The following is a 16,321-nucleotide window of genomic DNA, read 5'->3' as shown; positions in this document are numbered from 1 at the left end:
GAGCTCCTGGAAGCGTGTTGGTGAAGACCCGATTCTTCGCGCCGGGCGCTTTTTCGACTTGAACGCAGAGGCTGGATCGCCAGCCTTTTCGTTCAACCTGGCGCGGATCACAGGCTTTCCGGCGCCGAGGGCGCTCAGTAGACTGCCGGCAGAGCCGCTTCCAGCATGAACACCCAGACCGCCACCCGCTATCGCGGCGATTTCGTTGCCTGGACGGGTGTGTGTGGGTTCCTGGGCGAAGGCGGCGGCGGCGCCCCGATCGAGCCGCACGCCCACTACGCCATCCAGCTGGCGCTGGGCACGCCGGCCGGCCTGCGCATCCGGTTCGGCCGGCATGGCGAATGGCAGGCGTGTGCCGCAGCACTGGTGCCGTCGCGGGCCGTGCACACCATCGACGTGAACGACTGCGACATGAGCGTGGTCCTCTTCATCGAGCCGGAGACCCCGGAGGGGAAGGCACTCTCCGCCCGCTTGCGCGGCCGGCCCGAGCTCCTGGACGCCGACGCAATGGCGGTCACGGCGAAGCGCCTGGAAAGGGCCTGGCGCGTCGAGCAGAGCTACGAGGCCGTGCAGGCGGTGTGCATGCAGCTGGTCCGGGACCTGTCCGGAGCGGCGCCCAGGGAGCCGTCCGACCCGCGCGTCCTGGCGGCCATCGAGTACGTCCGCCAGCGCGTGGACGAGACCGTGTCCCTGCCCGAGGTGGCCAAGGCGGCGAACCTCTCGCCGGAGCGCTTCCGGCACCTGTTCGTCGAGGAAACGGGCATGCCGCTGAGGACCTACGTGCTCTGGCGCCGGCTGTTGCACGTCTGGACGCTGCTCATGTCAGGGGAAACGCTGTCGGCCGCGGCGCACGCCGCCGGCTTCGCCGACTCCGCGCACCTGTCCCGCACGGCCCGCACCATGTTCGGGCTGCCGCCCTCGGTCCTGCAGATGCGCGGCCCACTCAGCGTGCGGGCGCGCGAGCAGTCTCACTCGGGCTGAACGACGGGGCCGGTCAGCGTCCCCAGGAAGGCGGCCAGGTCCTGGATGTCGGCCGGGGAGAGCCGGATCGCTTGCCGGTCGGCGTGCTGCTCCCCCGGCTGTGCCAGCTCGCTGTGACCCAGCACCGGCTTGGGCGCGCTCGCATAGTGCTGCAGGACCTGGTCCAGCGTTGTGAACTGGCCGGCGTGCATGTAGGGCGCCCGTTCGGCCACGTTGCGCAGGCTCGGCGTCCGGAAGGCGGCCAGCTGCCCCGGGTCGTCGGTCGCCAGGAACTGGAGTTCGCCGCACTGCTCCGGCCTGGCATCGCTGTAGCGGCCCAGGCAGTTGAACTCGTCGCGCAGCAGCTTCTTCAGGCCGTCGGCGCGGCCGCGATCGGGTTGGTTCCGGTCGATGGGCGGCACGCCGGTGTTGTGGAACGCTTGGTCCGTCAGCAGCGGGCCGTTGTGGCAGGTGCCGCACTGGCCCTTGGTGAGGAACAGCCGCAGGCCGCGCACTTCCTGCTGCGACAACACCTCCTGGCCCCGGCCGTCGCCGGCGACCGTAGCCTGGGCGTACCGGTCGAAGCGGGACTCGCCGTAGGAGATGTTGCGCTCGAAAGCCGCGATGGCCTTGCCCATGTTCGCGAACACGCGGTTCACCGCATGGCGGCTGCTCTCGGGCATCGCAGCCCACGCAGCCCGCTCCGCGTCGGTGCCGGCCGGAGAGGCGTCGTCGGGGAGCTTGCCTAGAGACGGCATGGGGCCGAACACCGCTTCGTATCGATCCTTGTAGTGCCCCTGGACGAGCTTCACGAAGCGGACCCGGTTGCCGCCGTGCTCGGCCGGATCCTCGAGCGGCCCCAGGGCCTGCGACCACAGGCTGTCCTTGCGGCCGTCCCAGAACAGGAAAGGGGAGTGCGCCGCGCCCATGACGGGCATGGTCCGGCGCTTGCCGGTGCCCATTCCCTGGCCGAACGGCTTGCCGTCCTGGAACTGCCGGTCGGCCGAATGGCAGCTGGCGCACGCGACCTGCCCGTTCCTGCTCAGGCGCGTGTCGTCGAACAGGGCCCGGCCCAGGGCGGCCGCGTCCGTCCGTTGCTCGTAGGCGTTGGACGGATCGGCCGGGCGCGGGCCAGCCTCCTTCAGCCGCATGGAGGCGAGGGTGGCGACTTCCTGGGCACTCCAGCGATCCCGCGGGGGCTTGTTCAGGGCCTGGGCGGCCACTGCCGTCACGAGGCAGGCCAGGATGGCGGCGCCGGTCCTAGCCAGCCTCGAAGGCCGGAGCCGGGAGCGAGGCCTGCTCACTGCCGCACCTTCGGGTTCTCGACGACCGTATTGAAGGTCACCTTGTCGGCGCCCTGCGGCCCATCGATGCCGAGCTTCACCTCCCACCAGCCGGTCATGCTGAACTTCATGCCATCGAGCTGGTAGGTGCCGGCGGCGAGTTCGCGGGTGACGCGCGGTTGCGTGGGCAGCCCATGGCCGTGCTGGGGCATCCCGCCGTCCACCGCGAAGGTGGCACCGTGGACCGGCTGGCCGTCGGCGGTCGCGAGCTTCACCTTCCAGCTGTGCATCTGGTTGATGGCCGGTGCCTGCGCGGGTGGAACGAGGGCGACGCGGTAGAGGCCGGCGGCGGAAGGCTTGTCGAGCGTGACGTCCAGGTCCTTGGGCGGGGTGCCGCACCCGGCCAGCCCGAGGGTGGCCAGCACGACCAGCGTTGCGCCAGCAACGGTCGCGCGCCGAACCGCTGGCGCGGGCTCCCGTGACTGGCTCCGGCGGGCGGCCCGGAGAGTCGCCTGGAGGTCCTCTGCCACGGGCATGCGGCGCAGGCCATTGACGTTGGCCCCTCCGGTATTGCCTTCCGGCACGAGCCCCAGGGGCGTGAAGACCGTGGCCGCCACGAGGCGCCAGGCCTGCCCGAACGCCTCGCCGGCCAGCCGGTTTCTCACCGCGAAGCGGAACATGCGCCAGTGCACGCGGACGTGCTCGACGGTGGCCGGCTGGCCCAGCACATGGGCGCGCTCGAGGTGCTGGAAAGCCGTGTGGAAATGCCCCATCGATTCGGCGGAGGCGGCTGCCGCCAGTTCGTGGTTGACGCGAGACCTGAGGCGAAGGGCGAAGGTGTTCATGGGGTGCTCCGTTGTCTGTCCGATGGCTGGAATTCTTCGGATTCCGGAGCATTCGGGCTTGTACGGAGCGGCTGGACGCGCAGCCTTTTCGTTCAAGTCGCAGCCGGATGGGAGCCGGCTGATGGACGGCTCGTTCGGTTCATTTGGTACCGCTGGCCATGTCGAGCGGGTCGCGTGGCCGCTGGTGTTGGTGGGTGGCGCGAGCTGGGACCGGAAGTCGGGAGACGGGGGGTGGAGCTGGGGCTGGGGGCTGGGGGCTGTGGGCTGGGGGCTGCTGGTGTGTGTCGCGAAGCTACAGGACACTTAATTAAACATAACGCACATCGTATTAAGTTGAATCGATGGATGGGGCAGCCCAGGGAGCCAGTTCTCAGCCCGTACCGGCTCCCGAGTTGCCCCGAAGCTCACCACTTACCCGGCGGCTGCTGGGCGCGGATGTGCTGGGCGATCAGCTCGGCGGCGTCGTTCCGGTTGCCGCGCCGGGCGAAGTCGATGGCGGTCAGGCCCAGCTGGTTCTTCATGGCCGTGTCGGCGCCCGCGTCCAGCAGCAGCTTGACCGCCGCCGGCGTGCCGTAGTGCGCCGCCATCATCAGCGGCGTCGTCCCGTTCGGCGACTCGGCGTCGATGAAGGCATGGTGCTCCAGCAGCAGTTCCATGACCTCCAGGTGCCCGCTGGTGGCGGCGTAATGCAGCGGCGCCCAGCCCGGCTTGTTGACGTCGGCGTCGCGCGCCAGCAGCTTCTTCACCATGGGCAGATGGCCCTTGAGCGACGCCATCATCAGCGGCGTCTCGTCGTGGCTGTTGCGCCCGTCGACCTTGGTTGCCGGCCAGTCGATCAGGGCCGCGGCGACCTTCAGCGCGCCGTCGCGCAGGGCCAGGTACAGCGCGTGCTGGCCGTCCGGGCTGGGCACGTTGGGGTCGAAACCGCGCTGCAGCAGCTCGCCGATGACGGCCGGCTCATCCTTCTTCACGGCCGCGAAGAAGTCTTCGTACGACCCGGCATGGATCCATGAAAATCCAATGACCATCCATAGATAGATGGCAAACTTGAAGTAATTTCTCATGCTGTGACCCCCTTGAACAGCCGCTCGAAATTGCGGCTGGTCAGTTCCCCGACGGTCTCGACCGGGATCCCGCGGAGCTCGGCGATCTGACGGGCGACGTGCACGACCAGTGACGGATCGTTGGTCTTGCCGCGGAACGGCACCGGCGCCAGGTAGGGGCTGTCGGTCTCGATCAGCAGCCGATCCTCCGGCACGAAGGCCGCGACCTCGCGCAGGTCGGCGGCATTCCGGAACGTCAGGATCCCCGAGAACGAGATGTGGAACCCCAGGTCGAGGGCCGCCCGGGCCACTGCGGCCGTCTCGGTAAAGCAGTGGAAGACGCCGCCGGCGCTGCCCGGGGAGCCGTCTTCGCCCTCTTCCTTCAGGATGGCCAGCGTGTCGGCCGACGCCGCCCGCGTATGGATGACCAGCGGCTTGCCGCATTGGCGGGCGGCGCGGATGTGGGTGCGGAAGCGCTCCCGCTGCCACTCCAGGTCGGCCACGCTGCGGCCGCCCTTGCGCTCGTCCATCTGGTAATAGTCCAGCCCGGTCTCGCCGATCGCCACAACCCTGGGCAGCGCGGCGCGCTGGAGCAGGTCGTCCAGCGACGGCTCGGTGACGCCCTCGTTGTCCGGGTGCACGCCAACCGAGGCCCAGAAGTTGTCGTGGGCGGTGGCCAGCGCGTGGACGGACTCGAATTCCTCCAGCGTCGTGCAGATGCACAGGGCCCGGTCGACGTCGGCCTGCGCCATGGCGGCACGGATCTCGTCCAGGCGGCTGGACAGTTCAGGAAAGCTCAGGTGGCAATGCGAATCGACGAACATCCGCCGATCATGCACCAGCGAACAAGCCCGCCCGGCGAACGCGTCAGATGGTCTGGGTCGGCCGCTCGGATGCGAGATGGCTGCCCAGGATCTCCTCGATCTTGAGCTTCAGGAGCCTGGACTTCTCGTCGGCCGGGAACCGCACGCCCACGCCCTGGGTGCGGTTGGCGGCTGCCCTCGGCGGCGTGACCCATGCCACCTTGCCGGCCACCGGATAGCGCTGCGGATCGTCCGGCAGCGACAGCAGCACGTAGACGTCGTCGCCGAGCTTGTAGTCGCGCGTGGTCGGGATGAACACGCCGCCGTCGGAAAACAGCGGGATGTAGGCCGCGTACAGCGCCGCCTTCTCCTTGATGGCGAGCTGGATGACGCTGGGGCGGGGGGAGTTGGCAGCGCTCATGCGGGGGCGATTCAGGCCTGCGAGTGTAGGGCGGCGCGGGCGCGGCTCACAAGCGCTTCCAGCATCAGGCCCGCGTTGAACGGGTGTTCCGCCGTTTTTTTCGCCTGCGCGAGTTCGCGCCACCACGCCGTCAGCGCCTCGTAAGACCCCGGGCGCGGCAGGTCGGCCGGCTCGAAGAACCGGGGAGCGCCCTGGGCGCGCAGTGCCAGCAGGTCGTGGCAGACCTTCTGCAGCACGTCGATCGCCTGCGCCGGGGTCCGGTCGCCCAAGGCGGCGACTTCGCCGCGGGCCAGGGCCTTGGGCAGCCGCGCCCACTCGCCGGCGCCCTGCCCGGACGCCGCCAGCGCCAAGGCCTGCTCGGGCCGCCCGCCCGCCGCCCGCAGCAGCACCCGCGCCTGCCCCGCCTCGACGCCCTGCTCCGCCAGCCAGGCCAGGCTCTCGTCGCCTGCCGGCCAGCGCAATGTGTGGGCCAGGCAGCGGCTGCGGATGGTGGGCAGCAGCTGGTGCGCCGCCTCGGTCGCCAGCACGAAGCGCACGTCGCCCGGCGGCTCCTCCAGCGTCTTGAGCAGGGCGTTGGCCGTGACGGTGTTCATGCGCTCGGCCGGATAGACCAGCACCGCCTTGCCGCGGCCGCGCGCGCTGGTGCGCTGCGAGAACTCCACCGCATCGCGCATCGCATCGACGCGGATTTCCCTACTCGGCTTGCGCTTCTTGTCGTCGATGTCCTTCTGCGCCGCTTCCGACAACGGCCAGCCCAGGTCCAGCATGACGGTCTCGGGCATCAGCACGTACAGGTCGGCCTGGGTGCGGACCTCGATCGCATGGCAGCTGCTGCACTCGCCGCAGGCTCCCTGGGGCGTGGGCCGCTCGCACAGCCAGGCGCGCACCAGCGCCAGCGCCAGCGTGTACTGGCCCAGCCCCGACGGGCCGTGCAGCAGCCAGGCATGGCCGCGCTGCGCCAGCAGCGCCTGCGCCTGCTGAGCGATCCAGGGCGGCGTGGCGGCGCTCACGCCAGCATCCCCCTGCCCTGCACCGCGGCCAGCACCTGCTGCCAGACCGCCTCGCGCCCCCGGCTGCCGTCGATCCGGGCGAAGCGCTGCGGCTCGGCATCCGCCCGCCGCGCGTAACCCTCGGCCACGCGGCGGAAGAACTCGGCCGGTTGCGATTCGAAGCGGTCGGGCGCGCGGGCGCCAGCCAGGCGCTGCGCGGCCACGGCCGGATCGACCTCGAACCACAGCGTCAGGTGCGGCTGGCGCAACTGGCCCGCCGGCAGGGCCGGAACCGACTGCACCCAGCGCTCGAGCTGGGCCAGCACGTCGAGGTCGAAGCCGCGGCCGGCCCCCTGGTAGGCGAAGGTGGCGTCGGTGAAGCGGTCGCAGAGCACCACGTCGCCACGCGCCAGGGCCGGCTCGATCACCTGCTGCAGGTGGTCGCGCCGCGCCGCGAACATCAGCAGCGCCTCGGTCAGCGGGTCCATGGCGGTGTTCAGGGCCAGCCCGCGCAACTGCTCGGCCAGCGGCGTGCCGCCGGGCTCGCGTGTGAGCACCACGGTCCGGCCGGCATCCCGGAACGCCTGCGCCAGGGCCTCGATGTGGGTGGACTTGCCGGCCCCGTCGATGCCTTCGAAGCTGATGAACAGGCCCGGCATCAGCGCCCCCTCTGGTACTTGTCGACCGCGCGGTTGTGCTCGTTCAGCGACTCGCTGAAATGGCTGCTGCCGTCGCCGCGCGAGACGAAATACAGCGCCTTGCCCGGCGCCGGCTGCACCGCCGCCAGCAGCGAGGCCTTGCCCGGCATGGCGATGGGCGTGGGCGGCAGGCCCGGGCGCGTGTAGGTGTTCCAGGGGGTGTCGGTCTGCAGGTCGATGCGGCGCAGGTTGCCCTTGAAGGCGGCGCCCATGCCGTAGATCACGGTGGGGTCGGTCTGCAGCGGCATGCCGATGCGCAGCCGGTTGTTGAACACGGCCGACACCAGCGGGCGGTCGTCGCCGCGGCCGGTCTCCTTCTCGACGATGCTGGCCAGGATCAGGGCTTCCTCCGGACTCTTGACGGCCGCCTGCGGCGTGCGCTGCGCCCAGGCCGCCTCCAGCCGCCTGTCCATGGCGCGCATCGCCCGCTCCAGCAGGTGCGATTCGGTGCTGCCACGCGAGTAGGCATAGGTGTCCGGGAAGAAGCGCCCTTCCGGATGCTGGCCGGCCCGCCCCAGCAGGGCCATCACGGCGGCGTCGTCCAGGCCGGCCGTGTCGTGCTTCAGGCTTTCCTCCTTCGCCAGCGCCGCCCGCACCTGGCGGAAGGTCCAGCCTTCCACCAGCGTGATCGCACGCAGGCTCTCCTCGCCGCGCGCCAGCTTGGACAGCAGCCGGCGCGGCGTGATGCCGGTTTCCAGTTCGTAGCTGCCGGCCTTGATCCGGCGACCCTGGCCGGAGATGCGGAACCAGGCGTAGAGCAGGTCCGGGTCCACGTCGACGCCGGCGTCGCGCACGCCCTGCGCGACGGCCCGCGGCAGCGTGCCCGGCTCCACCGAGAAGTCGACCGTGGCGGCCGGCAGGCGCAGCGGCTGGTTGATCCACCACCATCCGGCCGCGGCGAACGCCAGCAGGGCCAGCGCGCCGAGCAGGAAAACCGTCTTGAGCAAGCGCGCCACTGTCCCTGAACACCCGGAAGGATTGGACCGGCCATGATAATGGAGGCATGTCCCCTGCCCTCGAAGGACGCAGTGCCCTTTCGCACCTGGGCGTGATCCGCGCCCAGGGGGAGGATGCCGCGCGCTTCCTGCACAACCAGCTCACCCAGGATTTCATGCTGCTGCCGCCCGACCGGGCCCGGCTGGCGGCGCTCTGCACCCCCAAGGGCCGCATGCTGGCGAGCTTCGTCGGCATCGCGCAGTCGCCCGGCGACATCCTGCTGGTGACGGCACGCGACCTGCTGGCGCCCACGCTCAAGCGCCTGTCCATGTTCGTGCTGCGCAGCAAGGTGAAGCTGGTCGATGCGACCGCCGATTTCTCGCTGCAGGGCCTCGCGGGCGATGCGGCCCGGCGCGCCCTGAACGGCTCGCCCGAGCCTTGGAGCAAGCGGGTCGCCGGCGCAGCGCAGATGGTGGCGCTGTACCCCGCGGACGACTGCCCGCGCGCGCTGTGGGTCGCGGCGGCCGGCGAGTCGCTGCCGGAGGCGGCCGAGCTGCCGCTGGACGCCTGGCTGTGGGGCGAGGTGCGCAGCGGCGTCGCCACCGTCACTGCCCCGGTTGTCGAGGCCTTCGTGCCGCAGATGCTCAACTACGAGTCGGTCGGCGGCGTGAACTTCAAGAAGGGCTGCTACCCCGGCCAGGAGGTGGTGGCGCGCAGCCAGTTCCGCGGCACGCTCAAGCGGCGCGCGTACCGGGTGCACGGCGAGGCGCCCATGGCCGCCGGCCAGGAAGTCTTCCACGAGAGCGATCCGGAGCAGCCTTGTGGCCTGGTGGCGCAGGCCGCGGCCGCCCCCGGCGGCGGCTGGGACGCGATCGTCTCCATGCAGGTGAGCGCGGCGGGCGGCGGGCGGCTCACGCGGGGTGCCGCCGACGGGCCGGGGCTGGAGTTGCTGCCCCTGCCCTACGAGCTGCTGGCCGACGTCTGAAGGCGGATGCGGGGGCTGCGCCCCTTCAATCCCCCGCCACCACCTGGTCCCGATAGCGCGGCGGCACCTGCTGCAGCACGCCCTGCTTCTGCCGCGGCGTGCCCAGCGCATAGGCCTGGCGCCAGGCCTGCAGCGCACCCCCCTCGTCGTGCAGGGCGTCGAGGCGGAACAGCCCCAGCTGCACGTAGGCCACCACGCGCTCCTGCGGATAGTCGCGCAGCCAGGCTTGCATGGCCCGTTGCGCCAGCTCGTGGTCGCCGCTGCGCCAGCCGATGACGAAGGCATTGGTGAGCAGGTCCAGGTCGTAGTGGCCGGTCGCCAGCGCCTCGCGGGCGATCGGCAGCGCCTCGCGCGCATCGCGGAACCGCGACAGCAGGATGACTTCCAGCGACACCACCGAGGGTGCCTGCGGCGCGATGGCCTTGGCGCGGGCCAGGTACTCGAAGGCGCGCTCCGGCTGCCTCATGGCCGCATGCCCGCGCGCGGCGTTGGTGAGGATGGCCACCACGTGCGGCCGCGACTGCAGCACCGACTCCCAGATCCAGGTCGCATTGCGCCAGTCGCCCCAGGCCGCCAGTTCGTCGGCCACGATGGGCGTGATCTTGCGGTAGTGGGGCGTGATCGCGACCGCCTCCCGGGTCAGTTGCAGCAGGCGGGCCTTGGCCGGCTCCCAGTGCGGATCGTTCGGCCGCCCCGAAGCGTTGATTTGCAGGGCGATCTGGCTGGCCTGCACGATCTTGCGCTCCACCTCCGCCGCCCGCTGCGTGATGAAGGCGGCCAGCGCCAGGCAGCCGAGCGTGGCCGCCAGCGCGACGGCGTTGCGGCGGCGGTTCCAGGCGAGGAGGCGGATACCGAATCGCCCCGCAAGTCCCAGGCGTGCATCGGAGGCCGCCAGCAACGCCAGCCCGAGCGCGAACAGTGCGCCCGTGGCTGCCATGCGCCACGGGAAGCCGGCGTTGCTGACGACCAGCAGTGCCAGCAGGCTGGACAGGGCCGCGGCGCGCCAGGGACCCTCGCCCGCATCCGGGCTGCCGGCCAGGCGCCAGGTGCGGTGCGCCGCCAGCAGCAGGTAGCCGAACAGGCCGGCCAGGAACAGCGCGCCGGCCAGCCCGTACTCCGCCAGCAACTGCAGCACCTCGTTGTGCACGTAGTAGTCGGTCTCGAGTTGCTGGCTGTCGGCCTGGTAGAGCGGCACTTCGACCTCCCAGGCGCCGGCGCCCACGCCGGTGAGCGGCCGCGCCTCGATCACCCTCAGGGTGGCCTTCCACATCAGCTGCCGCAGTTGCAGCGAGGTATCGCCCGGCCGGATGGAGGCGGTGCGCTTGAAGCTGCGTTCCAGGGCCGTGGTCCCGAGGTCTTCCGACTGGATCTTCGCGTTGCCCGTGGGGACCAGGCCCATGCCGATCACGGCACCGAGCAGGACGGCGGCGACGAGCACACGGCGGCCCGTGGGCCAGCGGGGACGATCGAGGAGGAGTTCGGCTTGGGAGGCCTGGACCCCCGCGTTCGCTGAGATGGCGGCTTCGCGCGCGGGATGCACGAACAGGCGCCACGCCACCAGCGGCAACACCCCCAGCAGCTGCAGCCACAGCGCGATCAGCGCACTGCGGGTCCCCGTCATCAGGATCGCGACCACCACCAGGGCGGTGCTAGCCGCCAGCGCCACCGCCGCAGCGCTGCTGCGCGCGCGGGCCAGCAGCAGCGCGGAAAACGGCAGCGTGCACACCGCGAACTCGGCGAAGAAGTTGCGGTTCACGAAGGTCGAGGCCGGGTTGGGGCCCTGGGGGAACAACTGGAAGTCGACCCAGAACTGCAAGGCCGTCCACAGCGAAGCCACCACCGCGCCGGCGTGGATGCCCCAGGCCAGCCCCGGCAGGCGTTCCCGCGTGAGGGTGTTCAGCCCCAGCCAGGCCAGCAGGACGAACACGAACCAGCGGATCGCTTCCACCGCGGCCAGGTAGGTGTGCGACCAGGCCATGCTACCCAGCGCATACGCCATCAGCAGCAGCGGCAGCCAGAGCACCGGATGCCAGCGCACGGCGTGCGCGTTCGTGCCGGCCCGCCGGAAGAACAGCATCGCCGCCAGCAGCGCGGCGAAGGACACGATGATGGACTTCAGCGTGTCCTGCAGCATCAGCTCGCTGGGCACGCCCAGCGCCGGCGCGAGGAACATCGCCAGCGCCAGCAGGGGCACGACCGGAGCCGGGCGCCCGCCTTCGCCGGCCTCGGCCGCGACGGAGCTGCCCCGTCCTGCGGCCACGCCCGGCACTGCGGCAACCGCCGCCGGATCGGCCTTCCCGGCGGCCCGCCTGCGTTTGGCCATGCGAGCGTCGCTCAGCGGGTGGACAGGGGCAGCGCCGCGGTCATCCCGATGTGCGGGATGCCGGCTTCCTCGAACGGTTTGCCTTCGACCACGAAGCCCAGCCGCGCATAGAAGCCCTGGGCCGTGCGCTGCGCGTGCAGGACGGCGCGCCGGTCGCCGCGCCGGACCGCGGCATCCAGCAGCGCGTGCAGCACCTGCTGCCCCACGCCGGATCCGCGCAGCACCTGCAGCACGGCCATGCGGCCGATGCGGCCCACGCCGGGCTCGGCCTGCAGCAGGCGCCCGGTCGCGACCGGCTGGCCGAGCCGGTTGTAGGCCACCGCGTGCAGCGCGCCCGCATCCGCTTCGTCCCACTCCATCTCGGCGGGAATGCGCTGTTCCTCGACGAACACGCGGGTGCGGATGGCGCCGGCGTCGGCGCCCAGTTCCTGCCAGGAACCGGTGCGCACCTGCACCACCGGCTCGCCCGCCTCGTAGCCGGTGAGGATCTCGCGCAGGCGGGGCGGCACGGGCCTGGACGTCTGGGTCGCCGGGTCGGCGAAGACGTAGAGCAGCTCGCAGGTGACCAGCAGTTGCTCGCCGCGGAAGATGGCGCCTTCGAACAGCATGGACGAATTGCCGATGCGGCCGCAGCGCAGGCCGACGTCGAGCTGGTCGTCCATGCGCGCCGAGGCGTTGAATTCCACCGTCGCCTTCTTGACGTACAGGTCGCCGCCGAGCTCGTGCATGGCCTGCTCGTAAGGCAGGGCCAGCGCGCGCCAGTAGTCCGCCACTGCCGTGTCGAAGTACATCAGGTAGTGGGCGTTGAACACGATCCTTTGCATGTCCACCTCGGCCCAGCGCACGCGCAGGTGGTGGAAGAAGCGGAAGTCGTCTCGTTTCATGGTGTGGAGAAGGCTTGTACCAGGGCGCGCGCGGCGGCCGCATGGGCCTGCCGGGCTTCGGGCAAGGCGCGCCCCATCTTGATGAATTCGTGGGTGACGCCCGGCCAGACCTCCAGCTCGACCGCCACCCCGGCGGCGCGCAGCCGGTCGGCGTAGGCGATGCCGTCGTCGAACAGCGGGTCGCAGCCCGCCAGGCCGATCCAGGCCGGCGCGACGCCGTCCACGTCCGGCGCGTTCAGCGGCGCGAAACGCCAGTCCTCGCGCAGGTCCAGCGCGATGTAGTGGCCGAAAAAGTATTCGATGTGGGCCGGCTCCAGCACCAGCCCCTGGTGGTATCTGCGGTGCGATGCGCTGTCCTGGCGCGCCGCGGTGCCGGGATAGAACAGCAGCTGCAGCGCCAGCGGCAGGCCGATGTCGCGCGCGTGCAGCGCCGCGACCGCTGCCAGCGTGCCACCGGCACTGTCGCCGCCGACGGCGATCGGCTCGTCGGCCCGCAGGCCCAGCGTCGCTCGCCGGTCGGCCAGCCACTGCAGCGCGTCCCAGGTGTCGTCCACCGCGACCGGGAAGCGGTGCTCGGGCGCGAGCCGGTAGCCGAGCGACAGCACCGAGCAGCCGGCCAGCGCCGCCAGTTCGCGGCACAGGATGTCGTGCGTGTCCACGCTGCCGATGGTGAAGCCGCCGCCGTGCAGGTACAGCAGCACGCCGCGGCTGCGGTCGTCGGACTGGTAGATGCGGGCCGGCAGGTGGAATCCGTCGCGCGCGGGCAGCTCGATGTCCTCGACCCGGCCCAGCGGCCGGCGCGGCACTTCCAGCACGTCGGCCGCGGCCTCGTAGGCGGCCCGCGCCTGTTGCGGCGTCTGCAGGTGCAGCGGCTCGCGCCGCACCCGCGCCATGCGCTCGAGCACCGAGCGCATCTTCGGGGTGAGCTCGGGGTACTCGGGCAGGAAGCTCGTCGTCACGTGATCGCCCCTGCCCTGCCCTGGCTCACTTGAAGCGGACGCTGACCGGCTGCGCGCCGGGCAGGCCGTAGTAGGTGGCCGTGACCGTCAGCCCGGGCCGGGGCGGCAGCAGTGCGGAGAACGAGCCCAGGCTGATCAACTCGCCCGGCTTCATGGTCAGGCCTTCCTTGGCCAGCGCGCCGGACAGCCAGACCACCGCGTTGAGCGGATGCTCCAGCACGTCGCTGCCCTTGCCGCCACCGACCACGTTGCCGCTCGCGTCGGCCAGGCGCACCTGCATGTCGGCCAGCGCGCGCAACATCGCGTACCGATCGCCACGGTAGGCCGGCACCGGGATCGGCTGGCCGACCACGCCCAGGCGCGCGCCCACGTTGATCGCATCGATCGCCTGGCCGTTCAGCCTGGGCGGGGCCTGCACCACCAGGTCGGGCAGTTCGATGAAGGGAATGACCTGGTCGATGGCATCCAGCACCTCCTCCGGCGTCTTGGCCTGGTTGATCGCCTCGCTCTTGACGCGCACCAGCAGGTCGGCCTCGTACAGCGGGCGCGCGCCGAACGCAGCATCGACTTCGCTGCCCGAGGGCAGCAGCATCCGTTCGTACAGCTTGCCCCACACCGGCTTGTCGTAGTTGAAGCGCTTCTGCACGGCCGGGTTGGTCAGCCCCGCCTTGTAGCCCACCAGCTTGCCCATGGTCGTCGCGAGCCGGGCCGTCAGCTTGGCGCGGGTGCAGGCCGCGTCGGCTTCGGTCTGCCCTTCGGGATTGGCGGCCGGCTTCTTCGCCGCCATCGCTTCGACCATCTGCTCCACCTGGGCATCGGTCAGGCAGGCGGCCTGCGCCGCGCCACTGCCTATCGCCATCGCGACAAGGGGGAACAACCACCGATTCATGGGATTTCTCCTCTGGGCTAAAGTGGGAAAAGCATCTTACGACCGAACCCTGCCATGGCCCTGATCTACTACCTCACCCAGATCCAGTTCGACTTCGGCGCCGTGCGCCTGCTCAAGGACGAATGCCAGCGCGTGGGCATCACCCGCCCGCTGATCGTCACCGACCCCGGCGTCAAGGCCGCGGGCGTGCTGCAGAAGGCCATCGATGCGCTGCAGGGCCTGCCCCATGCGGTGTTCGACCAGACCCCGTCCAACCCGACCGAGGCCGCCGTGCGCGCCGCCGTGCAGGTCTATCGCGACAACCGCTGCGACGGCCTGGTCGCCGTCGGCGGCGGTTCGGCCATCGACTGTGCCAAGGGCGTGGCCATCGCCGCCACCCACGAGGGCCCGCTCACGCACTACGCCACCATCGAGGGCGGCTCGCCCCGCATCACCGACAAGGCGGCGCCGCTGATCGCGGTGCCCACCACCAGCGGCACCGGCAGCGAGGTGGCGCGCGGCGCCATCATCATCGTGGACGACCACCGCAAGCTGGGCTTCCATTCCTGGAACCTGCTGCCCAAGGCCGCCATCTGCGACCCGGAGCTCACGCTGGGGCTGCCGCCCAGGCTCACCGCCGCCACCGGCATGGACGCCATCGCGCACTGCATGGAGACCTTCATGTCGGCGGCCTTCAACCCGCCGGCCGACGGCATCGCGCTCGACGGCCTGGAGCGCGGCTGGGCGCACATCGAACGCGCCACCCGCGACGGCAGCGACCGCGAGGCGCGCTCCAACCTGATGAGCGCGTCCATGCAGGGCGCGATGGCGTTCCAGAAGGGGCTGGGCTGCGTGCACTCGCTCAGCCACAGCCTGGGCGGCGTGGACCCGCGGCTGCACCACGGCACGCTCAACGCCATGTTCCTGCCGGCGGTGATCCGCTTCAACGCCGAGGCCGAATCGGTGCGCAAGGACCGGCGGCTCGATCGCATGGCGCATGCCATGGGCCTGTCCTCGGGCAGCGACATCCCCGAGGCGATCCGCGACATGAACGCCCGCCTGGGCCTGCCCAAGGGGCTGGCCGAGATGGGCGTGCAGCGCGAGTGGTTCGGCAAGGTGATCGAAGGCGCGCTCGCCGACCACTGCCACAAGACCAACCCCCGCATCGCCAGCGTCGAGGACTACGAGGCGATGCTGGCGACGTCGATGTAGGCCGGGGACTTTCGGCCGTTCAGAGGATTTCGATCCGCGCCGGATCCGGCCGCTCCAGCCACTCGGCGAATTCGTCCGCCAGCTGCCGGCTCGCCGACGTGGCTGCCTGCCACGCCTTCATGCGCGCCGCCAGGTCGGTGCCGTAGCGGGTGAAGTCGGTGCGGTCCGGCAGCTTGCCGTTGGGCAGCTGCTGAACCCACTGCGGATCGGGCGCCAGCACGATCGTGTTGTCCAGGAAGGCCGTCGCGCCGTGCCGCCAGCGCCAGGCCTTGTCCAGCCAGCCCGGCACCACCGCCTTCTGGAAGTGCGGATAGAGCACCAGCCCCTGCGGGTGGGCCGCGGCGTAGTTCAGGTGCAGGTGGTAGTCCGTGATGCCGCCGTCCCAGTAGGCGCCGGGCGGCGCGCCGGGGATGTCGTGGATGGCCTGCAGCAGGAAGGGGATGGAGCAGCTCGCCTGCAGCGCCAGGTTGAAGTTGGCCTCGGTCAGGCGCACCTGCCGCGTGCGGTAGTCGCTGTCGTCGAAGGGCAGGCTCAGCGCCTCGGCCGCCGGCCCGGAGGAGAACACCACCCGCTCCAGCCAGGCGCACAGGGCACGCCGGTGCAGGCCGTTGGACAGCCAGGCACCCATGTAGCCCAGCGGCGTCGCCCAGCGGTGCTCGCGCGAGAGCACGTGGCGTCCGCGCGCAGTGACGATGTGCACGCGGTAGCGCGGATGGTCCAGCACCTGCCGCACCCGCCCGCCATAGAAGTCGGCCAGGTTGGCGGCGAACCGTTCGCTGACGTGGCGCGGCGTCGGCGTCTTGCGGCCCGGCTCCAGCAAGTAGTCCTGCGCGATGTAGTCGCGCTCCAGGCGCTCGAAGGCAGCCACGACATCGTCCAGACAGGCGGTGGCCATGCGCCAGGCGCCGATCGACGCGCCGACCAGGTGCACCGGCTGCTGCGACTTCGGCAGCCATTCGCCGAAGAGGAAGCGGTCCAGCGGGCCGAGGATCAGCCCCTTGGGCCCGCCCGCCGCGCCCGGCACCACGCTGATGTCCTGCGGCCGCAGGCCGTGCTGCTCGATGTGGCGGCGCGCCCGCGGGCCGGCGTACAGGCGGAGGGCGCGCGCCATG

At 71.1% G+C, this 16,321-nt stretch carries 16 protein-coding genes; 3 read left to right on the top strand and 13 right to left on the bottom strand.

Annotation, left to right across the window (positions count from 1 at the left end):
* Positions 1-165: 165 nt before the first annotated feature.
* Positions 166-981 (top strand): AraC family transcriptional regulator, encoded by an 816-nt coding sequence (locus VEC03_RS05980; RefSeq protein WP_324913521.1) that lies wholly within the window; start codon positions 166-168, stop codon positions 979-981.
* Here VEC03_RS05980 and VEC03_RS05975 read toward each other — a convergent pair.
* The 8 genes from VEC03_RS05975 to mltG all read right to left on the bottom strand — a co-directional run bounded on the left by VEC03_RS05975 (position 969) and on the right by mltG (position 7,998).
* Entirely contained in the window at positions 969-2,192 is a 1,224-nt protein-coding gene (locus tag VEC03_RS05975; protein ID WP_324913520.1) for a cytochrome-c peroxidase, read from the bottom strand. The two genes, VEC03_RS05980 and VEC03_RS05975, sit on opposite strands and share 13 nt — an antisense overlap.
* A gap of 68 nt (positions 2,193-2,260) precedes the next feature.
* Positions 2,261-3,088 carry a DUF3703 domain-containing protein gene (locus VEC03_RS05970; RefSeq protein ID WP_324913519.1) on the bottom strand — a complete coding sequence of 276 codons (828 nt, stop codon included), beginning with the start codon at positions 3,086-3,088 and terminating at the stop codon, positions 2,261-2,263.
* A 404-nt stretch (positions 3,089-3,492) separates the two neighbouring features.
* On the bottom strand, positions 3,493-4,152 hold the full coding sequence (locus tag VEC03_RS05965) for an ankyrin repeat domain-containing protein (protein WP_324913517.1): 660 nt from the start codon (positions 4,150-4,152) through the stop codon (positions 3,493-3,495).
* Entirely contained in the window at positions 4,149-4,955 is an 807-nt protein-coding gene (locus VEC03_RS05960; RefSeq protein WP_324913515.1) for a TatD family hydrolase, read from the bottom strand. Before VEC03_RS05960 ends, VEC03_RS05965 begins: the two co-directional genes overlap by 4 nt.
* A 43-nt stretch (positions 4,956-4,998) precedes the next feature.
* A complete protein-coding gene (locus VEC03_RS05955) occupies positions 4,999-5,355 on the bottom strand; it encodes a PilZ domain-containing protein (RefSeq protein ID WP_324913513.1) in 357 nt (118 codons plus the stop codon).
* Positions 5,356-5,366: 11 nt separating this feature from the next.
* Entirely contained in the window at positions 5,367-6,365 is a 999-nt protein-coding gene (locus VEC03_RS05950) for a DNA polymerase III subunit delta' (protein WP_324913511.1), read from the bottom strand.
* Entirely contained in the window at positions 6,362-7,003 is a 642-nt protein-coding gene (gene tmk, locus VEC03_RS05945; protein WP_324913509.1) for a dTMP kinase, read from the bottom strand. The genes VEC03_RS05950 and tmk overlap by 4 nt, the downstream gene beginning before the upstream one ends.
* A complete protein-coding gene (gene mltG / locus VEC03_RS05940) occupies positions 7,003-7,998 on the bottom strand; it encodes an endolytic transglycosylase MltG (protein ID WP_324913506.1) in 996 nt (331 codons plus the stop codon). Before mltG ends, tmk begins: the two co-directional genes overlap by 1 nt.
* A gap of 47 nt (positions 7,999-8,045) precedes the next feature.
* Here mltG and VEC03_RS05935 point away from each other — a divergent pair, with 47 nt between their 5' ends.
* Positions 8,046-8,963 (top strand): folate-binding protein, encoded by a 918-nt coding sequence (locus VEC03_RS05935; protein ID WP_324913504.1) that lies wholly within the window; start codon positions 8,046-8,048, stop codon positions 8,961-8,963.
* Between the two features lie 25 nt (positions 8,964-8,988).
* Here VEC03_RS05935 and VEC03_RS05930 read toward each other — a convergent pair whose 3' ends face one another.
* The 4 genes from VEC03_RS05930 to VEC03_RS05915 all read right to left on the bottom strand — a co-directional run bounded on the left by VEC03_RS05930 (position 8,989) and on the right by VEC03_RS05915 (position 14,018).
* Complete coding sequence (locus VEC03_RS05930; RefSeq protein WP_324913503.1) at positions 8,989-11,286, bottom strand: O-antigen ligase family protein; 2,298 nt, start codon at positions 11,284-11,286, stop codon at positions 8,989-8,991.
* Positions 11,287-11,297: 11 nt separating this feature from the next.
* Positions 11,298-12,170 carry a YbgC/FadM family acyl-CoA thioesterase gene (locus tag VEC03_RS05925; protein ID WP_324913501.1) on the bottom strand — a complete coding sequence of 291 codons (873 nt, stop codon included), beginning with the start codon at positions 12,168-12,170 and terminating at the stop codon, positions 11,298-11,300.
* The gene (locus tag VEC03_RS05920; protein ID WP_324913600.1) at positions 12,167-13,084 is read right to left on the bottom strand and encodes an alpha/beta hydrolase; all 918 of its coding nucleotides are present in this window, start codon (positions 13,082-13,084) and stop codon (positions 12,167-12,169) included. Before VEC03_RS05920 ends, VEC03_RS05925 begins: the two co-directional genes overlap by 4 nt.
* A gap of 70 nt (positions 13,085-13,154) precedes the next feature.
* The gene (locus VEC03_RS05915; RefSeq protein WP_324913499.1) at positions 13,155-14,018 is read right to left on the bottom strand and encodes a fumarylacetoacetate hydrolase; all 864 of its coding nucleotides are present in this window, start codon (positions 14,016-14,018) and stop codon (positions 13,155-13,157) included.
* Between the two features lie 54 nt (positions 14,019-14,072).
* Between VEC03_RS05915 and VEC03_RS05910 the strand changes: the two genes are divergently transcribed.
* Entirely contained in the window at positions 14,073-15,209 is a 1,137-nt protein-coding gene (locus VEC03_RS05910) for an iron-containing alcohol dehydrogenase (protein WP_324913497.1), read from the top strand.
* 19 nt (positions 15,210-15,228) lie between these two features.
* Here the strand turns inward: VEC03_RS05910 and VEC03_RS05905 are convergent, their stop codons facing one another.
* Positions 15,229-16,320: a phospholipase gene (locus tag VEC03_RS05905; protein ID WP_324913495.1), complete on the bottom strand. Its 1,092-nt coding sequence runs from the start codon at positions 16,318-16,320 to the stop codon at positions 15,229-15,231.
* Position 16,321 lies beyond the last annotated feature (1 nt).

Origin of the sequence: Ramlibacter sp., from assembly GCF_035627355.1 — a bacterium.
In the GTDB taxonomy this organism is placed as follows: Bacteria; Pseudomonadota; Gammaproteobacteria; order Burkholderiales; family Burkholderiaceae_C; genus Ramlibacter.
The sequence above is the reverse complement of the archived record's forward strand: the minus strand, read 5'-3'. Positions and strand labels throughout refer to the sequence as shown.